This window comes from Nitrobacter sp. TKz-YC02 (assembly GCF_049852135.1).
GTDB classification, from domain to species: domain Bacteria; phylum Pseudomonadota; class Alphaproteobacteria; order Rhizobiales; family Xanthobacteraceae; genus Nitrobacter; species Nitrobacter vulgaris.
Window position 1 is genome coordinate 663416 of the sequence record NZ_CP180728.1, and the last position, 22474, is coordinate 685889.

At 57.1% G+C, this 22474-nt stretch carries 17 protein-coding genes and 1 tRNA gene; 12 read left to right on the forward strand and 6 right to left on the reverse strand.

Features of this window, described 5'->3' with window-relative positions; all coding sequences use genetic code 11:
- Window positions 1-167: 167 nt before the first annotated feature.
- Window positions 168-243, forward strand: a tRNA-Ile gene (locus tag ACM561_RS03130).
- Window positions 244-881: 638 nt separating this feature from the next.
- Complete coding sequence (locus tag ACM561_RS03135; protein ID WP_425907968.1) at window positions 882-1277, forward strand: transposase; 396 nt, start codon at window positions 882-884, stop codon at window positions 1275-1277.
- 48 nt (window positions 1278-1325) lie between these two features.
- On the opposite strand, the gene ACM561_RS03140 is transcribed toward ACM561_RS03135, so the two are convergent.
- Complete coding sequence (locus tag ACM561_RS03140) at window positions 1326-1985, reverse strand: ParA family protein (protein WP_309773965.1); 660 nt, start codon at window positions 1983-1985, stop codon at window positions 1326-1328.
- A 436-nt stretch (window positions 1986-2421) separates the two neighbouring features.
- Between ACM561_RS03140 and ACM561_RS03145 the strand changes: the two genes are divergently transcribed.
- From ACM561_RS03145 to ACM561_RS03175, 7 genes are all read left to right on the forward strand, one after another.
- A complete protein-coding gene (locus ACM561_RS03145) occupies window positions 2422-3603 on the forward strand; it encodes a calcium-binding protein (protein WP_425907970.1) in 1182 nt (393 codons plus the stop codon).
- 190 nt (window positions 3604-3793) lie between these two features.
- Complete coding sequence (locus ACM561_RS03150; RefSeq protein ID WP_425907972.1) at window positions 3794-4420, forward strand: class I SAM-dependent methyltransferase; 627 nt, start codon at window positions 3794-3796, stop codon at window positions 4418-4420.
- A 470-nt stretch (window positions 4421-4890) separates the two neighbouring features.
- Window positions 4891-7125, forward strand: a complete 2235-nt coding sequence (locus tag ACM561_RS03155) for a peptidase domain-containing ABC transporter (protein WP_425907974.1) — start codon at window positions 4891-4893, stop codon at window positions 7123-7125.
- Window positions 7115-8464 carry an HlyD family type I secretion periplasmic adaptor subunit gene (locus tag ACM561_RS03160; RefSeq protein WP_425907976.1) on the forward strand — a complete coding sequence of 450 codons (1350 nt, stop codon included), beginning with the start codon at window positions 7115-7117 and terminating at the stop codon, window positions 8462-8464. The genes ACM561_RS03155 and ACM561_RS03160 overlap by 11 nt, the downstream gene beginning before the upstream one ends.
- Window positions 8464-10500 carry a tetratricopeptide repeat protein gene (locus ACM561_RS03165; protein ID WP_425909624.1) on the forward strand — a complete coding sequence of 679 codons (2037 nt, stop codon included), beginning with the start codon at window positions 8464-8466 and terminating at the stop codon, window positions 10498-10500. The genes ACM561_RS03160 and ACM561_RS03165 overlap by 1 nt, the downstream gene beginning before the upstream one ends.
- Before the next feature lie 164 nt (window positions 10501-10664).
- Window positions 10665-12869 (forward strand): glycoside hydrolase family 99-like domain-containing protein, encoded by a 2205-nt coding sequence (locus tag ACM561_RS03170; protein WP_425907978.1) that lies wholly within the window; start codon window positions 10665-10667, stop codon window positions 12867-12869.
- A 14-nt stretch (window positions 12870-12883) separates the two neighbouring features.
- On the forward strand, window positions 12884-13807 hold the full coding sequence (locus ACM561_RS03175) for a glycosyltransferase family 2 protein (protein ID WP_425907980.1): 924 nt from the start codon (window positions 12884-12886) through the stop codon (window positions 13805-13807).
- 177 nt (window positions 13808-13984) lie between these two features.
- On the opposite strand, the gene ACM561_RS03180 is transcribed toward ACM561_RS03175, so the two are convergent.
- The gene (locus ACM561_RS03180) at window positions 13985-15148 is read right to left on the reverse strand and encodes a hypothetical protein (protein WP_425907981.1); all 1164 of its coding nucleotides are present in this window, start codon (window positions 15146-15148) and stop codon (window positions 13985-13987) included.
- Window positions 15149-15416: 268 nt separating this feature from the next.
- On the opposite strand from ACM561_RS03180, the gene ACM561_RS03185 reads away from it, so the two are divergent.
- Window positions 15417-16661 (forward strand): glycosyltransferase family 92 protein, encoded by a 1245-nt coding sequence (locus ACM561_RS03185; RefSeq protein WP_425907983.1) that lies wholly within the window; start codon window positions 15417-15419, stop codon window positions 16659-16661.
- Between the two features lie 179 nt (window positions 16662-16840).
- Here the strand turns inward: ACM561_RS03185 and ACM561_RS03190 are convergent, their stop codons facing one another.
- From ACM561_RS03190 to rfbA, 4 genes are read right to left on the reverse strand one after another with little or no spacing between them, the layout of a single operon-like run.
- Window positions 16841-17491 (reverse strand): hypothetical protein, encoded by a 651-nt coding sequence (locus tag ACM561_RS03190; RefSeq protein WP_425907985.1) that lies wholly within the window; start codon window positions 17489-17491, stop codon window positions 16841-16843.
- Complete coding sequence (locus ACM561_RS03195; protein ID WP_425907987.1) at window positions 17469-18770, reverse strand: UDP-glucose dehydrogenase family protein; 1302 nt, start codon at window positions 18768-18770, stop codon at window positions 17469-17471. The genes ACM561_RS03190 and ACM561_RS03195 overlap by 23 nt, the downstream gene beginning before the upstream one ends.
- Window positions 18771-18824: 54 nt before the next feature.
- Window positions 18825-19889: a dTDP-glucose 4,6-dehydratase gene (gene rfbB / locus ACM561_RS03200; protein WP_425907989.1), complete on the reverse strand. Its 1065-nt coding sequence runs from the start codon at window positions 19887-19889 to the stop codon at window positions 18825-18827.
- Between the two features lie 20 nt (window positions 19890-19909).
- Complete coding sequence (gene rfbA, locus ACM561_RS03205) at window positions 19910-20785, reverse strand: glucose-1-phosphate thymidylyltransferase RfbA (protein WP_079445702.1); 876 nt, start codon at window positions 20783-20785, stop codon at window positions 19910-19912.
- Between the two features lie 105 nt (window positions 20786-20890).
- On the opposite strand from rfbA, the gene rfbC reads away from it, so the two are divergent.
- Window positions 20891-21445 (forward strand): dTDP-4-dehydrorhamnose 3,5-epimerase, encoded by a 555-nt coding sequence (gene rfbC / locus ACM561_RS03210; protein WP_425907991.1) that lies wholly within the window; start codon window positions 20891-20893, stop codon window positions 21443-21445.
- Window positions 21445-22371 carry a dTDP-4-dehydrorhamnose reductase gene (rfbD, locus tag ACM561_RS03215; protein ID WP_425907992.1) on the forward strand — a complete coding sequence of 309 codons (927 nt, stop codon included), beginning with the start codon at window positions 21445-21447 and terminating at the stop codon, window positions 22369-22371. Before rfbC ends, rfbD begins: the two co-directional genes overlap by 1 nt.
- The last annotated feature ends 103 nt before the right edge of the window (window positions 22372-22474 follow it).

A 22474-nucleotide genomic window follows, 5' to 3' on the forward strand; every position in this document is an offset into this window, starting at 1 on the left:
TTAGCGCGGTGGTCACGGAGAGGAGGAAATGCGCGCTCCGATCTGGCGCGCGTGCTCCGTATCGCGCTCGAAGCCACCCAAAGCCCTGACCGCCAATTGCCGCGCGGCACATGACATTGTAAGGGGATGCCTGCGCCGGCGGTGGTTGCATACGCGACGTCCGGCCGGGGCCTGTAGCTCAATGGTTAGAGCCGGCCGCTCATAACGGTCTGGTTGGGGGTTCGAGTCCCTCCGGGCCCACCAGCAAATCAGGCATCTACACGAGCCTGTGAGACCTTCCGACTCATGTGGCGCCAACGCGTATCAATTTTACGCGAGTGCGACGAAGGCGGCGAGACGATCGGGCCGCGAATTCTCCTGCCCTTGCGCGACCATCTGGCCTGATGCCCACAACATCTTTAAGTGCGAGATGCGGCGGCGCGACTGATATATCTGGACAATGTCACGGCGCAATGCAGGGCACAAAGATGCCGACTTGGTTCGTCCGCGCGAGAAGCTGGTTACAAATCGAATCTGTGAGGTTTGATAGGTAGTTCCGCTGTGACGACTGCAGCCGTCTTACAGAATGCACGCGGAACGCAAGATAGGGAAAGAAAGGATCGACTACATACCATGGCGCCCGTGCTCCGAAGAAGTGATACGCCCGATCGCGGTCCTCGTGGGTATCTCGCCATATGATAGCAATCGGGGATCGAAACATATGGTTTTGGTTTTACGTTGCACTGCAGCTAACACGAAAGGCTAACGTGCGCGGAGCTTGATCATGTGGCGATCGGCTGTCATATATTTATTTGTCTATTTTATCGTTGTGAAGTTGTTCTCAAAATGAGATTTATATTCGGTCTTATTCCCTATCATCGAAGCCGTATCCAGGTAGGAAGATGAAGAAGCATTCGCGGGAGGAAATTCTTTCGAAGCTTGCCCGGGCAGACGAGCTTGCCCGCACGGGCAATTCCCAGGTCGATGTGTGCAAGGCACTTGGTGTGAGTGTCATGACCCTTCATCGGTGGAGGAAACTGCCACTGCCAAGGCAGGAAGCAAATGTTTCTCAGGACAATGCAGGAGAAGGTGTGGTGCCTGCCAGGCCTTTGGCGATGGATCAGATGCGTCACGTTCTGGAGGAGCTTAAACTCGAGAACCAGCGGCTTCGAAAGATCGTCACGGATCTGTTGCTTGAGAAAATGAGGCTTGAGGAAGCCGCGGTTACGGCATCGTCTCGTCCGTCGGAGACGCAAGGTGTGATCCAGGCCCTGCTCGGTCCCGCCAATTCCAGATAGCTGTACTTCGAAGAGAAAGAAGGGCTCCCTCTGCGAGTGCGGAGTTACCTATTCCTCTTGGTCGGTCCGTTCGATTGCGTCCGCTAGTTCTTGGATTTCCCGATCGGCGTTATCTCCGGGCACGAAGCTTGTTACCGATTGACCACTGGTGAAGCAACGAACGAAGGCGGCGCGGCTGGCGATCGGCGGCCCGACTGCTTCACCGAATGTATTTAACTCATCGAGCAGTTGCCTTCCCTCAAGCGTGCGGCGATCGAGCCTGTTCGGCACCAGGATCACCTTGATTCGATCCCGGCGGCGTTCCCGTGCTGCGTTAATGATCGCAAGAGTCTGAAGCGTTGCGTCGAGATCAAGGCCGGACGGGGTGCAGGGTACCAAAATCAGATTGGCTACAGCGATGGAGGCCCCCATTTCTCGAGCGTTGGGAGCGGTGTCGATGACGATCACCCCGGCTTCAATGCTGCGCACTTCCTGCGCCCAGGCGGAGACTGACATTTGCTCCAAGGCCATTTCATAGACCGGGAATTCGAGATTGCCGGGCTCCGCCCACTGTGAGGCGGAACGTTGAGGGTCGCTGTCGACAAGCGCAACGTCATGTCCCCGGCGCGCGAGCGCAGCGGCGACACAGACCGCGATTGTGGTTTTGCCGACACCGCCTTTGCGCTGAGTAACGGTTATAATTCTCCGTCTCAGTCCGGGAGAGCTCATGCGGGCGCCACGATAACAAATTCTCACATTTTCCGGTAAAAGCATCTGTCGACGTTACCATTTCTTGACCGAAAATCACAATTGGCTGTCCGGTTAGGGTTTTAATGCGGTCCATCCTTCTGATTTATGCATGCCTAGTGGGCGAATCCGACCCAGATTTGGTGAAATCGGCTCGGTAAAGCACACAGTTGTCCGGCTGGTGGGCCGACGATCCCTGTCGAATCTAAGTTAAGGGGACGTAATTTGATCCTTGACTTGCGCGGTCTGGTGCCCCTAACATATGCATAACAATCGAGAGGTAACATAACATTTGTATGTTATGCGGGCCTCGGGTCGGCTCAGGACTAGCACATTCGAACTGCAGCATATTGGGGTCGATTGGCGTCGACTGAATATCTGCTTTCGTCATGATTGAAAAATCCAGCCAGAGGGCGCCATGGCCGTTTCCTATTTGACGAAGACCGAGTTGGGTGAGTTTCTCCATAATAACGGGAATATCGAAGCGGGCGTACGATCGGCGTTGATCGATTCGCTCGAGCAAAGCGGTGTGTTTAACGAGGGCGACAATAGTGCGAGGGGATGGTTGGAGTCAGGGCCGTTCGCCGGTGGGGCTGTTCCGCCGGTGGTCCAGATTTTGGACGTATCCAACTCGACGAGCGTCCAGACGAATCCGAATCTGAAAGCGATCGTCCTGGACGACCACAGCGCCAGACTGAACGTGACCGGCGGGGACAACGACATCTTTGTCGCCGCAGGCAGAGGTAATGATACGATCAACCTTCGCGATAGCGGTGACGATACGGTCTACGGTGGCGGCGGCAACGACGTCATCCGCGGAGGCCATGGCGACAGCTCGCTATTCGGCGGTGCCGGTAATGACAGCATTTACGGCGGCACCGGCAATGACACGCTGGACGGCGGTGCCGGCAACGACCTCCTAGTATCTGGTGCGCTGGCCGCTGGCGGCGGCGGCGGTAACGCGCGCGTTGCCAGCGCCGACGACAGCACCTTCGGGGATAATGATCGCGGCCGCGGCCGTGACGGCGGTCGTGGAGATGATCGTGGCGGCGGTCGCGGAGATGACCGTGACGGCGGTCGTGGAGATGACCGTGACGGCGGTCGTGGAGATGACCGTGGCGGTGGTCGCGGAGAAGGCCATGGCGGCGGTCGTGGAGACGACCATGGCGGTGGTCATGGTCATGGCGGCGGTGGCAATAATGGTGGCAATAATGATGTGGAAGGACACAGCACGCTTATAGGCGGCGCTGGGAACGACACACTGGTTGGCGTGCAGGGCGACGTCATGCAAGGCGGTGCGGGCAACGACCATTTCAGGCTGTCCGGTGGTGGAGATGGCAATTCCACGCTGGAAGGCGGAGGTGGCAATGACACCTTCCGGATCGAGTCGCATAGCGGCAGCGATACCATCTTCGGCGGCAACGGTAACGACTCCGCCGAGTTCGCTGGTCGTTCGTTCTTCGATGTCGCCAAGATCGACGTCGATGCGAGCACGTCGACCTACACCCTGCACTTCAACGACGAACAGACCGTTGCGGTCAGTGGAGTTGAGGAGCTGCACTTCAGCGATCAGGTCGTCACGCTGCCGAAACTCTCATAGTTCGGACGGAGGGACAGGATTGTTAAGGCCCCGCTTCGGTGGGGCCTTAACTTTTGTGATGCAAAGACACGCCACGGGGCCGCTCGTGCCTTTGTGAAGCCACATCGATAGGGTCATGGTCGTAGATCGCTGGAGCGGTATTGTTCTAACTTTTTTCCGATAGCTCCGATCGGAACGCCAGGAGCCGATGTTGCCCCGAGGTATCAAGCGCTTGCTCAATGCGGGCTCCGGTCCCGGATCTGCCCGACGAATCGCTCGAATGATTCAGGAGCGAGGACTGGAAGAATTACGCTTTGATATAGACCCGGGTGTCAAACCTCATGTCGTCGGTTCCATCCTCGAACTTGAAACGTCGTTCGAGCCACAATCGTTTGATGTGATATGGTCGTCACACGTCCTTGAGCATCTTTATGCTCACGAGATATTTCCCACGTTGCGCCAGTTCCATCGCGTGCTGCAACCGGACGGCTTTGCCCTGATCATGAGCCCTGACGTCGAAGCGGTGGCTCATTTTATAGTCGAGCAAGGTATTGCGGCCGTCGCCTACAATTCTCCTGCGGGTCCGATCAGGCCGCTCGATATGCTCTACGGCCATTCCCGGGCGATTGAGGAAGGACACCTGCATATGGCCCATCGCACCGGCTTTACCGCAGAGCGGCTCGGCAATCTGCTATTGACGGCCGGCTTCCCTACCGTGTCGGTCTCAATGCAGAACTTCGAGGTTTGCGCGCTGGCGTTGATGCCCGAGGCCGATGATGCAGCCATCAAGACGGCTTTGTTAGAAAGCGGATTCAATTTTCAGGAACTGGCGGCTTAGAGCGTTTTCGAGCGAAGTGGAATCCGGTTCGCGTGAAGAAAACGCGTCAAATCAAAAAGCTAGAGTCTTTCACCGTTTCCGTGAAGCTATGAAAAACTCTATTCCGGCGCGGAGCGGCCATGCACGGACGCCCTTGCATGGTGGTTCAGAAGAACCCGTTGCATTTTCGGCAGTCCAATTTTGAACCGGACCAACCGAAGCATACGATAGCGAACTCCCGGGAAAGGGATGCTGGCGCAGTGCCTTAATACAAAGCGGGACACACTGGAGCCGAGGCGCCGGCCGTTTGATGCCGGGCTCTGCCGCCCGATGAATGCGGGCAATTGCCGCCTCAACGCCGCCGCATCTCTTGAAATGTTCGTGTTTTCGTCACTTTCATTATATGTAATGTTATTAATGAGAGGTCATTATCACTCGCTTGATGGCAGGGATGACCTTATCATGATCTGCAACAAACAGAGCGAGACTTCATGATCGCGCCAGCCGTCGCCGAGGATGCCGATATCGATCCGATGCTGCCGTCCGGGCTCGAATGCCTGGTCATTGTCGCTCGGCAGCACGGGCTGGATCTCACCTCGACGCAGCTCATCAAGGATAATCTTCTTACCGAAGGGGAAGTGTCTTCCAGCCAGTTGGTTCGCTGCGCCGAACAGGCCGGCATGCGATCGAAGCACGTCAAACTCGATTGGGACGGGCTTTCCCATCTGAAAAAGGCGCTTCCGGCCATTGTCGGTCTCCGCAATGGAAGCTTCATGGTGTTGTTGGGCGTAACTGGAGACGCCAACAATACGCGCATCGCGCTGAGGGATCCAAACGCCGCGGAAGACGCGCTGCTCGTGATCGACAGGCTTCGCTTCGAAGACATCTGGTCCGGGGACGTCATTCTCGCCAAGCGAAACTACGAAATCTCGGACGAATCGCAACCGTTCAGTTTCGGTCTCGTGGTCGCATTGATGTTTCGCGAGCGTCGCATTGTTCGGGACGTCGCAATCGCTGCGCTGGTCCTCGGACTTCTGGGCCTCGCGCCTATCATGTTTTGGCGCCTGCTGTCGGACAAGGTGATCTTCTATCACGCGTACAATACCTTCTACGTGCTCTGCGTCGCGATGCTGGTCATCATCGCCTTCGAGGCGACGTTCGCGTTCCTCAGGCAAGTCCTTGTTCATCGCCTGACGACCAGGCTTGACGTCAAGTTGTCCACCTATGTTTTCGAAAAGGTCCTCAATCTTCCCATCGACTATTTCGAGCAGACCGCCGTCGGGCTCGTCGCGCGCGACATCCGCGAGGTGTTCCGCATTCGCTCGTTCCTGATGGGTCAATTATTCGGAACGGTGCTGGACTCAACGACGCTGATCTTCTTCCTGCCGATCATGTTTTTCTTCAGCCCGACGATGACTTTGATAGTCTTGGCGTTCTCGGCGGTGATCGTCGGGTGGCTTATTCTGATGCTGCCGACTTACCGCAAGGCGTCGAACGCCGTCCTGGTCGCGGAAGGCGATCAGGGCGCGTTTCTGGTTCAAACGCTCAACGGCATTCGGACGGTGAAATCGCTGGCGCTCGATTCGCGGCAGCGTCATTTCTGGGACGTGCTGGTGGCACGTGTCGCCAAGGCGCGGCTCGCGGAAGGGATGACCGGAAACGCGATCCAGGCGGTGGTGCGCCCGCTGGAGCGGCTGTCGGTGAGCGGTTCTTATGCGATCGGCGTTTATCTCGCGCTTATCAACGATGATCCGGTTTTCATCGGGGCATTGTTCGCCTTCCTGATGCTGTCGCAGCGGGTATCGGCCCCGTTGATGCAGATGGCGCAGTTGATCAATCAATATGACGAAGCGCGTAGTGCGGTCGCAACGGTCCGCAACCTCGTGAACCAGCCCCCCGAGGAGGGACGTTCCGGGCATGGCGTTCGCTCCGCGATCGAGGGTAAAGTGGAATTTTCCAACGTCACCTTCAGGTATAAAGGCGCTGTCTCGCCAACGCTGAACGGCGTTTCCTTTGAAGTAACCAGGGGAACCACGCTTGGCGTGATGGGCAAGAGCGGTTCCGGCAAGACCACGATCACACGACTCTTGCAACGATTGCATTCCGATTATGACGGGCTGATCAAGATCGACGGAATCGACGTTCGCGAATACGATGTCGATCACCTGCGCAGGAACGTCGGCATCGTGCTGCAGGAAAACTTTCTCTTTAGCGGGACGATTCGCGAAAACATCTGCGCAGCCGTGCCGGATGCCACCTTTGACGACGTCGTCAAGGCGGCGCGATTGGCGGGCGCGGAGGAATTCATCGACAAGTTGCCACGGGGTTATGAAACCCGTGTCTATGAGGGATCGCCCAACCTCTCCGGAGGGCAACGCCAACGGCTTGCGATTGCGCGAGCGCTGATCGTCGATCCGCCGGTTCTCATCCTTGATGAGGCGACGAGCGCGCTCGACGCCGACAGCGAGGCCATCGTGAACAGTAACATCGCGCGGATAGCGAATGGCCGGACGCTGATCATCATCTCCCATCGGCTGTCGTCGCTAACAAAAGCGGATGCCATCCTTGTGCTCAACCGCGGGGTTGTCGACGATCTTGGGCGGCACGCGGAGTTGCTGGAACGGAACGACATCTACAGTTCGCTTTGGTACCAGCAGAACACGCATCTCGCGCCGACGGTCCGCAGTGACAGGCCTAAACTTCGGAGCCCGACCCTTGTCCCATAGCCAGGTTTCGCTGGCGACCGTTCGCCAATTTCAGTCGGAGACCGATGCAATCCGGGAAGCCGCCGAACCCCTGGTCGCGCGCGCCACCTTGTTCGTGCTTTCCGCATTCCTGGTTTCGATTATCGTGATCCTGTGCCTGACGCGGGTCGACCGTGTCATCACCAGCCTTAGCGGCAACATCGTGCCGCTCGGTCATGTCAATGTCTTGCAGGCGCTGGATCCCTCGATCATCAAGACGATCGACGTGCGCGAGGGCGAGCAGGTGGAACAGGGGCAGCTGCTCGCTACGCTCGACTCAACCTTCACATCCGCGGACTTGATGCAGGCGAAGTTGCAGATCGCGAGCCTTGAGACCCAAGTGGCGCGCGATGAGGCCGAGCTGAAGCAGCAGCCGCTCGTTTTTGCCGACAAGTCAGATCCTGATTTCCAGAAATACGCGAGCCTGCAGAAGGCGCTCTACGGTCAGCGCGTGGCTCAATATAACGCCCAGCTCAACAGCTTCGAATCAAAGATCAGGGAGACCAAGGCGACGATTGAAAAACTGCGCGATGACGATGCTCGATATCGGCAGCGCGACGAGATCTTGGCGAAAATTGAAACTATGCGCACCACGCTCGCCGAACGCGGCACCGGATCGCAGCTCAACATGTACATCTCCCAAGACGCCCGGCTGGAATTATTACGGACGCTGGAAAATGCACACAATGGCCTGATTGTGGCGCAGAATTCACTGGGATCGATAACCGCCGATCGCGACGCATTCAAAGAGCAGTGGTTTGCGCAACTGAGTCAGGATTTGGTTACCACGCGCAACAAGCTCGATGAAGCAAGGGCGACCTATGAGAAAGCGCTCAAGCACCAGAATCTCGTGCGCTGGACGGCTGCCGAACCCTCGGTGGTGCTGACGATGGCAAGGCTCTCGGTCGGTTCGGTCCTCAAGCCGGGAGATCCCTTCATCACGCTCATGCCGATCGACATCAAGCTTGAAGCGGAAATCAGGATCGCTTCTCGCGATATTGGGTTCGTTCGGGCTGACGATCCCTGCACCATGAAGGTCGATGCCTTCAATGCGGCGGAGCATGGCACGGCGAGCGGAAAGGTGCGTTGGATTAGCGAGGGCGCGTTCACCACGGACGATGACGGCAAGCCGCTCAACTATACTTATTACAAGGCGCGGTGCTCGGTGGACACCTCCGATTTCAAGGACGTGCCGAGCAATTTTCGTCTGATTCCCGGCATGACCCTTCAGGGGGACGTCAATGTCGGAACCCGCTCAGTCGCGATGTATCTGCTCGGCGGAATGTTGAAGAGCTTCCACGAGGCGATGCGTGAACCATGATGCTTTCATCTAGATCGCTTTTACAGTGGTTGCGCCCGGCTTCTGCATCTTCTCGAGCTGGTGCTTTTGAGTGTGGAATGGCTGCGTATGAGCGTGGCCAATATCTTGAATCAATCAAGCACTGGAAGCTGGCGTCGGAGACAGGCGAGGCCGAGGCCGCCTACCGAATAGGAATGCTTTATGTAAAAGGCGAAGGGGTCGTCAGGAGTGTGCCCGATGCCGCCATCTGGTATGAGCGTGCAGCTCGGCTCGGCAACGTCGAAGCGCAGTTTCAGCTCGGCCTGATCTTTCTACAGGGAGAAAAGCCGCTGCTGGGTCCGCATCGCCACGAAACATGGCGCCAATCCTCGGCCGTACGTCTCGGCGACAAGGCGTCGAATATTCACCAGCTTGTCTTTCCGCATGGAACGAGTGTTGAGCGGAATATTGATGCTGCTTTCCATTGGATATCGGTCGCGGCGGAACGAGGTAAAGCCGAGGCGCAGACGGTCCTTGGCAACATGTATAGCGAGGGGCTCGGCTGTGAGAAGAATCTCCAGATAGCGTTCGCATGGTATGGAGTTGCGGCCGAGCAGAACTGCGCCGCGGCAGAATTCGCTCTCGGCGATATCTATTTCCAAGGCAAAGGGGTTCCCGTCGATTTCGAACAGGCGGCAGCCTGGTATCGCAACGCGGCCGGTCAGGATCATGTAAGGGCGCAGGTTGCGCTCGCGTTCATGAACCTGAAGGGCACGGGGATGCCGGAGAACCCTGCGGAAGCGGCCCGCCTGTTCCAGGGCGCGGCCATGCACGACGATGTCATCGCGCTCTATAACATCGGCCTGTTGCGCTTGAAGGGTCATGGTGTTGCGAAGGATATCGACAGGGCCGAAACCGCGCTGCGCAAGGCGGCGCGCAAGGACTACTTTCCGGCGGTTCAGGCGTTGGCTGAATTCTATTCGCACGGCGCAGGTTTCGCACCCGATCTGAGGGAGGCCGCGGTCTGGTATGAGAAGGCCGCCGAACGGGACGACGTGCAGGCGCAGTTCTTCATGGGCCGTTTCTATGCGACCGGGACCGGTGTCGGCTCGAATATCCGTCAGGCCGCAAGATGGTTTGAGCGCGCAGCCCGCAATGGTCACGCGACTGCCGCTTTCAACATCGCCATCTTCTACCTCAACGGCTCCGGCGTCGAACGCAACGTGGAAAGCGCGATTGAATGGTTTGAGCGCGCGTCCGAAGGCGGCGTCCGCGCCGCGCAGTTGCAGCTCGGAAGACTTTACTCGGCAGGCAATGGGGTTCCGCGCGATCAGAAACGGGCGGAAGAGTGGCTCAGCAAGGCCGCTGTGGGTGGGGACCCGGACTCCAAGACAGCCTATGCGCTTTTCCTGCTCCATCAGGACGGTTCGACCGAGCAGCTTGAGCAAGCATGCGCGCTATTGATCGAGGCGGCTGAGGCAGATCACGCGCCGGCGGCATTCCAACTCGGCGTATTGCATATGGGAAAGTTTGGAGGGGACGCAGACGTCGAAGCCGCTATCACATGGTTCACGCGTGCCGCTGGCGCGGGGCATGTCGATGCGCAATATGCCCTTGGGCTTCTTCATCTCGATCCAAACGGTATGAGCGATGCGAAGACTGCGGCGTCCTGGATGACGAAGGCCGCGCATGCAGGCCATGCCGGAGCGCAGTTTCAACTCGCCGTACTGTATTGCACCGGCGCGGGCTTAGCCCAGGATGTTGCGCAGGGGGCGCAGTGGTACGAGGCCGCCGCGCGACAGGGACACAAGGTTGCGCAGTTCAACCTCGCGGTGATGCTTGGAAAAGGGCAAGGCTGTGAGGTCGATCCCGGGAAGGCAGTTGAATGGTTCGAAAGAGCAGCTCAGCAGGATATGGCGGAAGCGCAGTTTGCGCTCGGCGACGCATTGATGGCAGGAAGTGGCGTTACGAAAGATCAGGACGCGGCGGTGCAATGGTATCGCCGGGCAGCGAATCAAAACCATGAAGGTGCCCGGCGTCGTCTGGATGCGGCCGGCGTGACAACGGTCGATGGCTGAGCATCGCTTGCTATCGGGTTCGATCTTGAGAATTGAATGCGGGGTCACCTTCTTCACGCGAGATCTCGCTGGCGGAATACGAGTGGCTTGTCTTCAGGCCTCGCCCGCGTGTGATGCGGGATCATGAATCTAACAGGTCAGGGCTGTCAGGAGACCCGGGTACGATGAACAAGATTGCGGAGCGCGATGTTAGGAATGCGAAGAATACGCGACCCGTCGCCAGTCCTATTTCACATGAGGAAAATCTTCAAAGCTCGTTCCTGGATCCAGATCTCAGCGATCTGGAGTCAGGCGCGCGTCTGCGCGGGGCAATACTGGAGCATTCCGGCCGGGAAATTTCTGGCTGGATCGTCGATACGCGCGCGCCCACGGTATCTGTTTCTCTTTCTCTCTTTGTCGGCCCCCACGCGATCGAGGAGACGAGAACGGACCGCGCGGCTCCCGCCGGAATCGGTTCGGGAATGGCAATCAGCCGTCCCGGATTTCGTATCGATCTGGCGAACTCTGTCGCGCGTCGACGCCTGGCACGCGCGCTCAGAAACACATTGGCGGACCTGGACCAGCTACAGATCTATCTTCGCGTTCGTCTAGATGATGGAGAGTTTTTCGAGATCCCGCTCTTTGACGCCATCGCGCCCGATGAACTGGTCGTCGCGCTCGGATTTTCGCCCTCCGATTATACCGACCTACTGATTCCCAATAACAACAGGCCTATCACACCTGATCCGGATCCTGCCGGCAAGCAGGTGCGTCATGTTTGTTTCTATCTCCCGCAGTTTCACTCGTTCGACGAGAACGACAGATGGTGGGGACCCGGATTCACCGAATGGACCAATATCGCACGTATGCGCCCTCAGTTTCCTGCACATCAGTCTCCCTGGCTGCCGGCAGATCTAGGCTTTTATGACGTGAGATTGACGGAGACCCGCCGGCAACAGGCCGAGTTGGCTCGCCGCTACGGCATCCATGGCTTCTGTTACTACGTTTACTGGTTCCAGGGTCGCAGGCTGCTCGAACGGCCATTGGAGCTTCTTCTGGAGGATGGAGAGCCAGACCTGCCGTTCTGCATTTGCTGGGCGAATGAGAACTGGTCGCGCCGCTGGGACGGTTCGGATGCCGAGCTCTTGCTCGGACAAAATCACGCGCTGGAAGATGACGTCCGCTTTATCGACGATATGGCGGAGCTCCTGCTAGATGAACGCTATATCACGGTAGATGGTCGCAAGATCATCCTGATCTATCGACCCTCGCTGTTGCCGGACAGGCAGAGCTTGTTTGAAACATGGCGCGCAAGAGCGAAGGAACTAGGTATCGGGGAAATTCTGATCTGTAACGCCATGACGTTCGGAGAGTTTGATCCACGCGATGTGAACTGCGATGCGGCAGTTGAGTTTCCTCCGCACACCGTCTCGACGACGGAGCAGCCGCTGTCCGAGTTGGGCGCGCCGGCGAACTTCACGGGAAAAGTCTACGACTATGTCGATGCCGTCCGCTCGTCTCTGGGTAAGACCTACGATTTTCCCTGCTTCCCGGCCGTCATGCCGCGCTGGGATAATACGCCCCGCAAAGGTTCACGCGGACACATCTTCAACAGATCGAGTCCGGAGGCGTTCGAGGTATGGCTGCGGGATGCTGCAGGGAGAGCAAGAAAGGGCCCGTTTGCGGAGCCGATTGTTTTCATCAACTCTTGGAATGAATGGGCCGAGGGAGCTCACCTGGAACCGGACTCGCGGTACGGTCGGGCGTTTCTGGAGGCGGTGAGAAGGGTGGCATCGTCCGAACCAATCTCGGCTCAGGTCCGTTCGAATCCGGATTTGCTGGATTGCCTAAGTCGGCAAGAGCTCGAGCAAGCGATGAAGGAAGCGAGTACCCACGTTCAACTGCTCGCTAATATTCATCGATCGGAGATGATCTATTCCGGCCTGCAACATATGCGAAGCGGGATTCCGGTTGAAGCCGAGGGCGCGTCGGAAAATCCGGCGGAATCGTTGTTGGTCATCGAAAACATTAATTCTCAAACGAACGAACGGGTGGTGGTGGACCCCCGATCGGTCGTGCTCGTGCGAGGATGGGTTTGTGCGGGCGGTTCCTTTGAGGCAAGCAAACACAGGATTGCCTTCCTCATCCTTCTCTCCACGGACTCCGAAATGCCTGACCGAGACGGTTATTGTCTGGTCGTGGACTGGCATGAGCGGTTTGACGTCAAGGAATATATGAGGACGAAGAGCAGTGATTGCTATTTTGGTTTCCAGCTCTCCTTTCTCGTCCACGATCTTCCTGAAGGAGAGTACCAGATCGCGGTTCTGGAGGTAGGTGAGGGGAGTCGCGCGCTCATCAGATCGAATCATTCGATCATTGTTCGACGCTGAGCTGAGGAATCCGCATGTTGGCCAGCGTCGTCATCGCTTGCTACAAGCATGAAGCGTATATCGAAGAATGCTTGGAGACTGTCTATCGACAGAACTTCCCCGACGTTGAGCTCATTATCGTCGACGATCACTCGCCTGATAAGAGCTTCGAAATCGCGCAACGGGTCTTAAAAAAAAGATCCTTTGCCAAGCGCTTCGCATCCTATTCGCTCCTGAAGAATCCTCTCAACCTCGGAGCGCCCGGCACCTGGAACAGGGCGCTGTCTCTCGCGAAGGGAGACATGATCTTCTTTCTGAATTCGGATGATGCATTTTCGAAAGATCGTATCCGGATATTTGCGAGCCAATATGAGAGAGAAAAGCTGTTTTTCGGCTTTTCGGCCGTTGAGCCAATCGATGAACGCGGCAGGCCGATAACAACCCATCAATTTCCGACGAGCCTTCGATACGCCACTGATCGCGGCCGAATAACGGGTTCTCCGTTATCCTGGATCTTTCTGGATTCACAGGTCGCCGCCTCAAGCGGCAACTTCGTATTGAGCCGGGAACTGCTAAGGAAAATCGGGTTGCTGTCCGATCTGAAATACTGCCATGACTGGGAGTTCGCGCTCCGTGCCGTAACAGTGGTCGAGCCCAAGTATGTCGAATCGGATCGCTATATGTATCGGCTCCATTCAACGAATAGTTTTCGAAGCTTGAGCAACGTGGCCGAACGCGAAACAAGGGCCTGCATGTCGTCGTACTGCACAAACGCGATAGCTCAACGACCGATCAACAGAGCTTGTCTGAGCCCGATAAACTTCGGAGATGCCTTCTACAGTTTTATCAAGCTCCATCCGAACTTCAGCTATTGGTTGAAGCAACTGTATGCTCCATACCATCCTGACCATCGCACCGTGGACTGGAACGAATGGACGATGCCGCTCAAGTGGCGATGACCCAGATCGCGATGATCTTGGGCCGAATGAATCCAAAGCAACATATTAGAGCGTTTTTCGAGCGAAGTAGATAACGGTTCGCGTGAAGAAAACGCGTAAGATCAAAACCATAAAGCCAGGCATCTAGGTCTGTCAGAAGCGAAAAGACTCGAGAGATTTCAACCCAGTTGAAACAGCTTAGCAGAGTTCAGGCTTGCGGCTCGGGACGGCTGTCTTCTTGAGAACTTGGCGCAGCGCATCAAGACGGTCTGTCTGGCAAGGCAACGTCGGCATCAGCCAGCCGCCTTCATCGTTCTCGTTCCAGGCATAGATCAGCACAACGGGGGCTTGCTCGCCCGGTGGCCGAGCGGTGACCCAACCGAGCGCGCGTTCCAGATGATCGGCGAGTTCTTTTTTCGTCGGCGCTGTGAAGAAGTTCTCTATGCCTTCTCCTGGTTTCTGTTTTTTTTCCCATGGGACAGGATGTTCAATGCGAGGGCGTCGATCCCATCCCGTCATCACGGTCGGCACTACAGGCAGGTGACCATTACTGAGTTCGTTCCAACCTCGTTCAGCAACTCGCGTAAGCTCGGCAAAAGATCCTCGGCCATTCCCAATCGTGAGCGCGTATGATCCGGTCGCATCCCCGCCGATATGCTTGGCTTCCCGCATCAAGAAATTCTGATCTCCGGCCAGCACGATGTAGGGATTGGCTAGCCCCGCCTCGGTTGCGCTACTTCTAAACTTTTCGATTTGCTCTTTCAGACCCGCGACTCCTTTCCAGTTTCGTTCTATGGAGGCCGGCGCGATGAAACCCAGAAAATATAAAGGTCGATCACCCGAGACTCGCAGGTAATTCCTGTCAGCCATGAGACCGATATGCTCTTGAGGCAAGGTTGTCGGCTTGTTGCGTGACCCCCACCGGTCAAGTTCGGTAAACAGACAATATCTGAGGCTGTCACGCGCCGCGCTGGCTCTGAACTGATAGAGCGCTTTCGACATCGGATGGTTTGATCCATAGGCAACGAAGGCCCAGTAATCGAGGCCGGCAAAGACGGCTTGACGTATCTCCTTGTCCATTTCCTCCGGCGTGATGGGAGGGAAAGAAAAAGGCTTCGGATCATGGGCGGAGCTTTTGGCGAAAAATGGCGCTCGCCAGCGATATTTCTCGGGCGATAGCGAGTTCTCGACTGCTTCAGTCGGCGCCGAGCCCGGCGAATACCAGGCATCCCAGCGGATTGCTCCCACCAAGGGGCGGGGTTTCATCGCCGTTGCGGCGAAACTCCCGCGCCGGAAGATCGGCGTGATAGGCGGAATCAGGCTTGCCGCCAGCGAAGCGACAATCGTGCGTCGGGTCAACATGCGCGAACGCCTTCCGTCTGTAGTCAATTTCGGCCGTCGAGTGTCAGGCTCGTTCATTCAACCATAACACTGCACAGTGGTATTCGTTAACTGATCTGTTGATTTTCCTCGAAAAGACCTTACAAAAATCTAGAATAGGCTTCACACGTGAATTGAACACGGCTCTGATCTGTTAAGATCATACCGCAATCCGGCAACAAGTCGCTTCGCCGGAATTGGGAGCCGGTGTTAGGGTTTTTCAACAAGCCTGGAGCGCGACAGGGTGGGAATGGAAACTGCGACACTGACAAAATTCGGCTTGGACCTGGACGTCGATGCGCTCACGGCCAACGAGATCGAACCAAGATTGAAAGAGTTCTTTTCCGGCCGGATTGCCAATCCGAATCCGGAAGAACTGATGCAGTCGGTCAAGGAGCTGGAAGAGCAGTTTGGCGGGTACAACGAGTATCAGTTCGCGAGAGCTGCGGTGCTGATGCAGGCTTGCGATTTTGCGCGAGCACGAGAGATTCTGACGCGTCTCACGAGAGAACTGCCGTCCGATTCCCGTATCCTGCATCGACTTGCCGTAACCTATTTGAACATGGGCTCGGCCCAAGCGGCGCAAGATACCTATCTTGCCGCCTTGGCGGCTGCTCCCTCGAGCGAGAATCTCCGCCGGGAATTCGCTGGCCTTCTCCGAGTCATGGAGGCCAAGAAGCTGTATGCCGGCGTGAGCCGCAAGAAGCACAGATTATCTATTGTTTGTGCAATCAAGAACGAAGCGGACGATCTGCTTGAGTGGCTGCATCTCCACAAGCTGGTCGGTGTTGATCATTTCTATTTGTACGACAACGAAAGTACCGACGAAACGCGAGCGATAATTGAATCCTTTCCTTGGCCGGACATGATCACCTACCACCATGTGAAAGGTGAGTTCGGACAAATACGCGCCTTTCATCACGCAATCGACAGCTATCGGAATAGCTCCGAATGGTGCGCGTTTATCGATGCCGACGAGTTTCTTTATCCCGTCGAGGGTAACAGCATCAGGGATGTTCTGGACGATATTCCCTCGGCGCCGGCTGTCGCGGTTCAATGGCTGAATTTCGGTTCCAATGGTCACGAGGCAAAACCACAAGGCCTCTGCATCGAGTCGTTTACGCGACGGGCTCCTGATGATTTTCCGGATCATTATGTGATGAAGTCGATCGTGCGCCCTGATGCGATCGTGGCCTATCTTCACCCCCATCAGTCGCTGGTATTGGGATGTTACGTCCAGGAGGACGGCACCCCCGTTTTCCCGATCGGCGGTCGGTGCTCGGTTCCGAAGCGCAAGAAGCTGGCCATCAATCACTACTATACGAAATCTCGACAGCAGCTTTTGAAGAAACGGGAACGGGGGAGGCCTTTAGCGGAAGGTGACCCCGAGCGCATACGGGCGATGGAGTTCTTCACGCTTCGCGACCGCAATGACGTCGAGGATCTGACGATCCTGAAATTCCTGCCTGAGCTCAAGAAATTGGCTCACCGCTGAAAATTCACTGCAGATGCAGCGCACGGTGCGCGCTGTATGCGAATCCAACCCTCGCCGGTTGCGACGCGGGCATTAGCGAAGCTGTTTAGCTATAGCGCTTTCGAATGAAGTGAATTTCGGTTCGCGTGAAGAAACGCGTCAACGAAAAGCTATTGATTCCATCGGAGCCGGAATAGCTGTTAGGCCGGCTCGGCATGAAATGATTGGAGGAGGGCCTCTGCAATTCTCCTTTCCGGAAGAGGGCGGAAGAACGAGATATCGCCGGCAGTTGCAATCTCGCGCGCGATTTCCCTGACGCAATGATACTTTGGACGTGAAGTGAAATCGTGAATGCCGATAATCGCATTCGGATTACAGTGCAATACGATCTGCGCGAAGCACGCGACCCTGAAACGACCGTCGACGAAATAGAGATCCGCTGCCGCGCTATGCGGCATTTTCCAGATGGCCGAGTGATAGTCCGGCCAGCGCGATTTCGTAGAGGCGTCAGTCGGAAATCCCCATTCGCCAGTCGGACCGATATCGACAAAAATCAGCTCTGGCTTTGTTTGACTCGAGGCGCATGCGGTCCTGACCTGATCGAGCCATTCCCGGGAAGAATCAACAGAAAGTATCGAACTCTGAACGTGCCTTGATGCGACGGCAGTGCTTCCGCCGGTTCCAAATTCCACGTATATGCGGCTGTTTCTGACGAACGACAGGAACAAGGCCGCCTCATCTGAAGACATCCTCGGCAACAACTGTTGCTTCGTGTCGGTTGCGGCCATGTGGGGGGTCAGCAAGGTGTCGCTCCCCGAAATGTTCGTCTTATTGGCGACCAATGCTTTCATACTTGAATCCTGCCGATCGTACGTCTTCCGGCCTGTAGATGTTTCGCAAATCCACGATAACAGGCGTGGCCATGTCGGTTTTGATCCGTTCGAGGTCCAGCGCGCGGAACTGTCGCCACTCGGTCACGATCACCAGCGCGTCGGCGCCGCGGGCGCAGGCGTAGGGGTCGTCGCAGTATTCGATATCGGAGAGCTCTTTCTTCGCTTGCTCCATGCCGACGGGATCGTGCGCTTTTACCTTGGCGCCGAAATCGAGCAGGCCGGCAATCAATGCGATCGACGGCGCTTCACGCATGTCATCGGTGTCGGGTTTGAAGGTCAGGCCCAGTACGGCGATCGTCTTTCCGCGAATATCATGGTCGAGCGCGCCGGCTACCTTTCGCGACATCGTACGCTTGCGGATTTCGTTCACGGTCAGGGTGGCCTCGACGACGCGAAGCTGCACGCCAAAATCGAGCGCGGTTTTCGATAACGCGCGGGTGTCCTTCGGAAAGCACGAGCCGCCATAGCCCGGTCCAGCATGAAGAAATTTGGCGCCGATGCGATTGTCGAGCCCGATGCCCCGCGCAACGTCCTGCACGTTGGCTCCGACGCGTTCCGCAAGATCCGCGATCTCGTTGATGAAGGTGATCTTGGTCGCGAGAAAGGCGTTGGCGGCGTACTTGATCAATTCAGCGGTCCGTCGGCTAGTATAGAGGATGGGCGCCTGGTTGAGATAAAGCGGGCGGTAGATCCGGCCCATCACTTTCCTGGCGCGCTCGTCCTCGGTCCCGACCACGATGCGATCCGGATGCTGGAAGTCACGGATTGCCGCGCCCTCCCGCAGGAACTCCGGGTTCGCAACGACGGCGAAGTCGGCCGCTGGATTTGTCTCCTGAATGATCCGCTCGACCTCGTCGCCCGTTCCGACAGGCACCGTCGATTTCGTGACGATGAGCGTGAAACCCTCCAGAAGGCCAGCTATTTCGCGAGCGGCGGCGTGCACGTAGCTCAAGTCTGCATGCCCATCTCCGCGTCGTGACGGAGTTCCGACCGCGATAAATACGGCATCGGCGTCGCCTATATCGGAGAGATCGACCCCGAATCTCAGCCGGCCCGAATTGATGCCGGACTCGACGAGTTTGTCGAGATCGGGTTCAAAAATCGGAATCCTGTACTGGTTCAGTGCTGCGATCTTGTTTGAATCCTTGTCGACGCAGGTCACGTCATGGCCGAAATCTGCGAAGCAGGCTGCCGATACCAGGCCCACATAGCCGGCGCCGATCATCACGATGCGCATGGTATTATGGACTCCGATTTCACAGAGCGAGTTTTTGAGCGAGCCATCGGCAGGCTACTGCCTGAGTCCCACGCGCTTTGCTGTGTAGCCTCGCTCCAGGATCGCCCGCCACCACGGTTGTTCGTCGACATACCAACGCACCGTCTTCTCAATCCCACTCTCAAAGTTCTCCTCCGCGAGCCAACCGAGTTCGCGCTCAAGCTTGGATGCGTCGATGGCGTAGCGCCGATCATGGCCGGGGCGGTCGGCGACGAAAGTGATGAGGTCACGATGCCGTGCCGCACCCGGCAGGATCTCGTCGAGCAGGTCACAGATGCTCTCGACCACATGCAGGTTGGTGCGCTCGTTACGTCCGCCGACATTGTAGGTTTCGCCGATCGCGCCGTGCTCGAGCGCCAGTGTGAGCGCTTTCGCGTGATCATTGACATAGAGCCAGTCTCGAATGTTCTTGCCGTCGCCATAAACAGGCAGCGGCTCGCCGGCGAGGCCCTTGATGATGATGTGAGGGATGAGCTTTTCAGGAAAGTGATAGGGGCCGTAATTATTCGAGCAATTGGTGACCAGCGTGGGCAATTCATAGGTTTCGCGCCATGCGCGCACCAGATGGTCGGAGGATGCCTTGCTAGCCGAGTATGGTGAGTTCGGCGCGTAGGCGGTGGCCTCCGTAAAAAAGCCATCGTCGCCGAGCGAGCCGAATACCTCGTCGGTTGAGACGTGCAGGAAGCGGAATTTCTTTTGCTTATCGGGCGACAGCGAACGCCAATAACGCAAGGTTTCCTGCAGCAGGGTGAATGTACCGACGATGTTGGTCTGGATGAACTCAGTTGGGCCATCGATTGAGCGGTCTACATGACTCTCTGCGGCGAGGTTCATCACGGCGTCTGGTCGATATTTCTCGAAAAGATGACGCAGCCCGAGGCCATCGCAGATGCATTGCTTCTCGAAGGCATAATTCAGGTTCTCGTTCGTACCAGGCAGTGAGTCGAGGTTCGCTGCGTAGGTGCATTTATCGATGTTGACCACGCGAGCGTGAGTATTGTGCAGGAGGTGGCGAACCACCGCCGAACCGATGAACCCCGCGCCGCCTGTGACAAAAATGGTCGAAGCCTTAAAGCGCATAACCGATCACCTCCGCGAAATTAACACTGGTATGAAATGGCAACGGATCTCAGATATTCGCCGTAGCTGCTTTTTCCATTCTTCTCGGCAGCCTTCTCAAATGCCGGAAGCGAGATGTAGCCTTGCCGCAGCGCGATTTCCTCGGGGCAAGCGATGCGTAAGCCCTGACGCTGCTCCAGGATCTGAACAAAGTGGCTGGCCTCGACCAGCGAGGAATGGGTCCCGGTGTCGAGCCAGGCGAAGCCGCGCCCGAGAACCTCGACGTACAGATCGCCGCGCTCAAGATAGGCGTTGTTGACGTCCGTGATCTCGATCTCGCCACGCGCAGACGGCTTGATTCCAGCTGCAATTTCGACGACGTCGTTGTCATAAAAATACAGCCCGGTCACGGCCACGTTGGATTTCGGCTGCTTTGGCTTCTCTTCGATCGAGCGTGCTCGTCCGGTATCGTCGAGCTCAACGACCCCGTATTGTTCTGGGGTGTTCACGACATAGCCGAACACAGTGGCGCCCTTGTTGCGGGAGGACGCGGCCGATAGCAGTTGGGGCAACCCATGACCGTAGAAAATGTTGTCGCCCAATACGAGCGCGACGGAGTCGGAGCCTATAAAATCGCGGCCGACGATGAAGGCATCCGCCAGCCCGCGCGGGGTTTCCTGCGTCGCATAGGCAAAGCGCATGCCGATTTCGCTGCCGTCGCCGAGTAGCCGATGAAACAACGGCCCGTCCTGCGGTGTCGAAATGATCAAAATCTCGCGAATGCCGCCCAGCATCAACGTGGACAGCGGATAGTAGATCATTGGCTTGTCAAAGACGGGCAGGAGCTGCTTGGAAACGACCGTCGTCACCGGGTAAAGGCGGGAACCCGTCCCCCCGGCAAGAATGATGCCTTTCATGGCCCCTCTCATTTAATCGCTGATAACATAACATATAGCGTTAAGCGTGCAAGTTTGTTATCGATGCGGAGGTATCATACGTTAACAAATATAAAGTGACACGAAATGAATGTTATTCGGACCGAAGTTCCCGACGCAGTGGTCATCGAGCCCAAGCTGTTCGGAGATCAGCGCGGCTTTTTTCTCGAGACGTATCAATTTCCCCGTTACTCCGAGCACGGAGTCACTTGCCCGTTCGTCCAGGACAATCTGTCCCGCTCTGCCCGGGGCGTGCTGCGCGGGTTGCACCTGCAAAACCCTTTTCCGCAAGGGAAGCTGGTGACGGTGCTCCGCGGCAAGGTTCTGGATGTCGCCGTCGACGTCCGCGTTGGCAGCCCGAATTTCGGCCGCCACGTGGCCGTTGAGCTGAGCGAAGACAACAGGCGGCAGCTCTGGGTTCCCCGCGGCTTCGCGCACGGCTTTGTCGTTCTCTCCGAGACCGCCGATTTCTTCTACAAATGCGACGATCTCTACAGTCCGAAGGACGAAGTCTCGATCCGCTGGAACGATCCTGCAATCGGCATCGATTGGGGCGTGGAAACGCCGTCCTTGTCAGCCAAGGATGCGGATGCGCCGCTGCTCGCGGAGATCAAGAACCTTCCTCGCTATGGGCAAGTCTGATGCGGATATTATTGACGGGTACCAGCGGTCAGGTCGGCGGAGCGCTTCGGTCGTTGCTGGACAAAGGCTGTACGGTTATTGCGCCGTCGCGCAGCGCGTTCGACCTTTCGAAGCCCGAAATGCTTGCCGGAGCGCTCGACGGATTCAAGCCCGATCTCATTGTCAATCCCGCAGCCTATACCGCGGTGGATTGCGCAGAGGACGAGCGTGAACTCGCTTTCCTTATCAACGCCAAAGCGCCCGCGGCGATCGCGGAATGGTCGGCAAGGCATCGTGTGCCGTTGATCCATTTCTCGACCGACTATGTTTTCGATGGCTCGGGCAACAAGCCGTGGCGCGAGGACAGTCCCGCCGGCCCGCTCTCGGTCTATGGCGCGAGTAAGCTCGCCGGCGATCTCGCCATCCAGGCGGCCGGTGGGCCGCATCTGATTGCACGCACCTCCTGGGTCTACGCAGCGACCGGCGCCAATTTTCTGCGGACCATCGCGCGGCTGGCTGGTGAACGCGAGGAATTGCGCATTGTCGCCGATCAGACCGGTGCCCCAACCACGGCAAGCACGATCGCTAATGCCATTTCTAACATCGTGTTCTCGAATGGATCGAACGTGAGCGCGTTGTTCGCGCGCCACGGCGGTGTGGTCAATCTCGCCTGTGCCGGCGAAACGAGTTGGCACGGCTTTGCCACCGCCATCGTTGACGGATTGAAGTCTCGCGGTGTGAAGCTCCTGGTGGAAAGGATCACCCCGATAGCCACGGCCGATTTTCCGACCAAGGCCAAGCGACCTGGTAATTCCAGGCTCGACCTGTCGCAATTGCGAGATCGTTTCGGGTTGGCCCCGCCAACCTGGCAGGAAGCGCTGTCGGCCGAACTCGACAGCCTTGTTACCCGTCAAGGCGAGCAGGCGGTCTTGGCAATGAGAGCATGATCCCGGCCTCAGCGCCGCGCCCAAAAAGGCGGACCTTGTTTCGGATAAGATCATGCTCGAAAGGATTACTCTTGGAGCGTATTTCGATTTCTTGAACCAGCTT

Coding starts and splice junctions, on each gene's coding strand:
- ACM561_RS03135 (WP_425907968.1), top strand. CDS start 882: ATGAAGAAGCATTCGCGGGAGGAAATTCTTTCGAAGCTTGCCCGGGCA.
- ACM561_RS03140 (WP_309773965.1), bottom strand. CDS start 1,985: ATGAGCTCTCCCGGACTGAGACGGAGAATTATAACCGTTACTCAGCGC.
- ACM561_RS03145 (WP_425907970.1), top strand. CDS start 2,422: ATGGCCGTTTCCTATTTGACGAAGACCGAGTTGGGTGAGTTTCTCCAT.
- ACM561_RS03155 (WP_425907974.1), top strand. CDS start 4,891: ATGATCGCGCCAGCCGTCGCCGAGGATGCCGATATCGATCCGATGCTG.
- ACM561_RS03165 (WP_425909624.1), top strand. CDS start 8,464: ATGCTTTCATCTAGATCGCTTTTACAGTGGTTGCGCCCGGCTTCTGCA.
- ACM561_RS03170 (WP_425907978.1), top strand. CDS start 10,665: ATGAACAAGATTGCGGAGCGCGATGTTAGGAATGCGAAGAATACGCGA.
- ACM561_RS03175 (WP_425907980.1), top strand. CDS start 12,884: ATGTTGGCCAGCGTCGTCATCGCTTGCTACAAGCATGAAGCGTATATC.
- ACM561_RS03180 (WP_425907981.1), bottom strand. CDS start 15,148: ATGTTGACCCGACGCACGATTGTCGCTTCGCTGGCGGCAAGCCTGATT.
- ACM561_RS03185 (WP_425907983.1), top strand. CDS start 15,417: ATGGAAACTGCGACACTGACAAAATTCGGCTTGGACCTGGACGTCGAT.
- ACM561_RS03190 (WP_425907985.1), bottom strand. CDS start 17,491: ATGAAAGCATTGGTCGCCAATAAGACGAACATTTCGGGGAGCGACACC.
- ACM561_RS03195 (WP_425907987.1), bottom strand. CDS start 18,770: ATGCGCATCGTGATGATCGGCGCCGGCTATGTGGGCCTGGTATCGGCA.
- rfbB (WP_425907989.1), bottom strand. CDS start 19,889: ATGCGCTTTAAGGCTTCGACCATTTTTGTCACAGGCGGCGCGGGGTTC.
- rfbA (WP_079445702.1), bottom strand. CDS start 20,785: ATGAAAGGCATCATTCTTGCCGGGGGGACGGGTTCCCGCCTTTACCCG.
- rfbC (WP_425907991.1), top strand. CDS start 20,891: ATGAATGTTATTCGGACCGAAGTTCCCGACGCAGTGGTCATCGAGCCC.
- rfbD (WP_425907992.1), top strand. CDS start 21,445: ATGCGGATATTATTGACGGGTACCAGCGGTCAGGTCGGCGGAGCGCTT.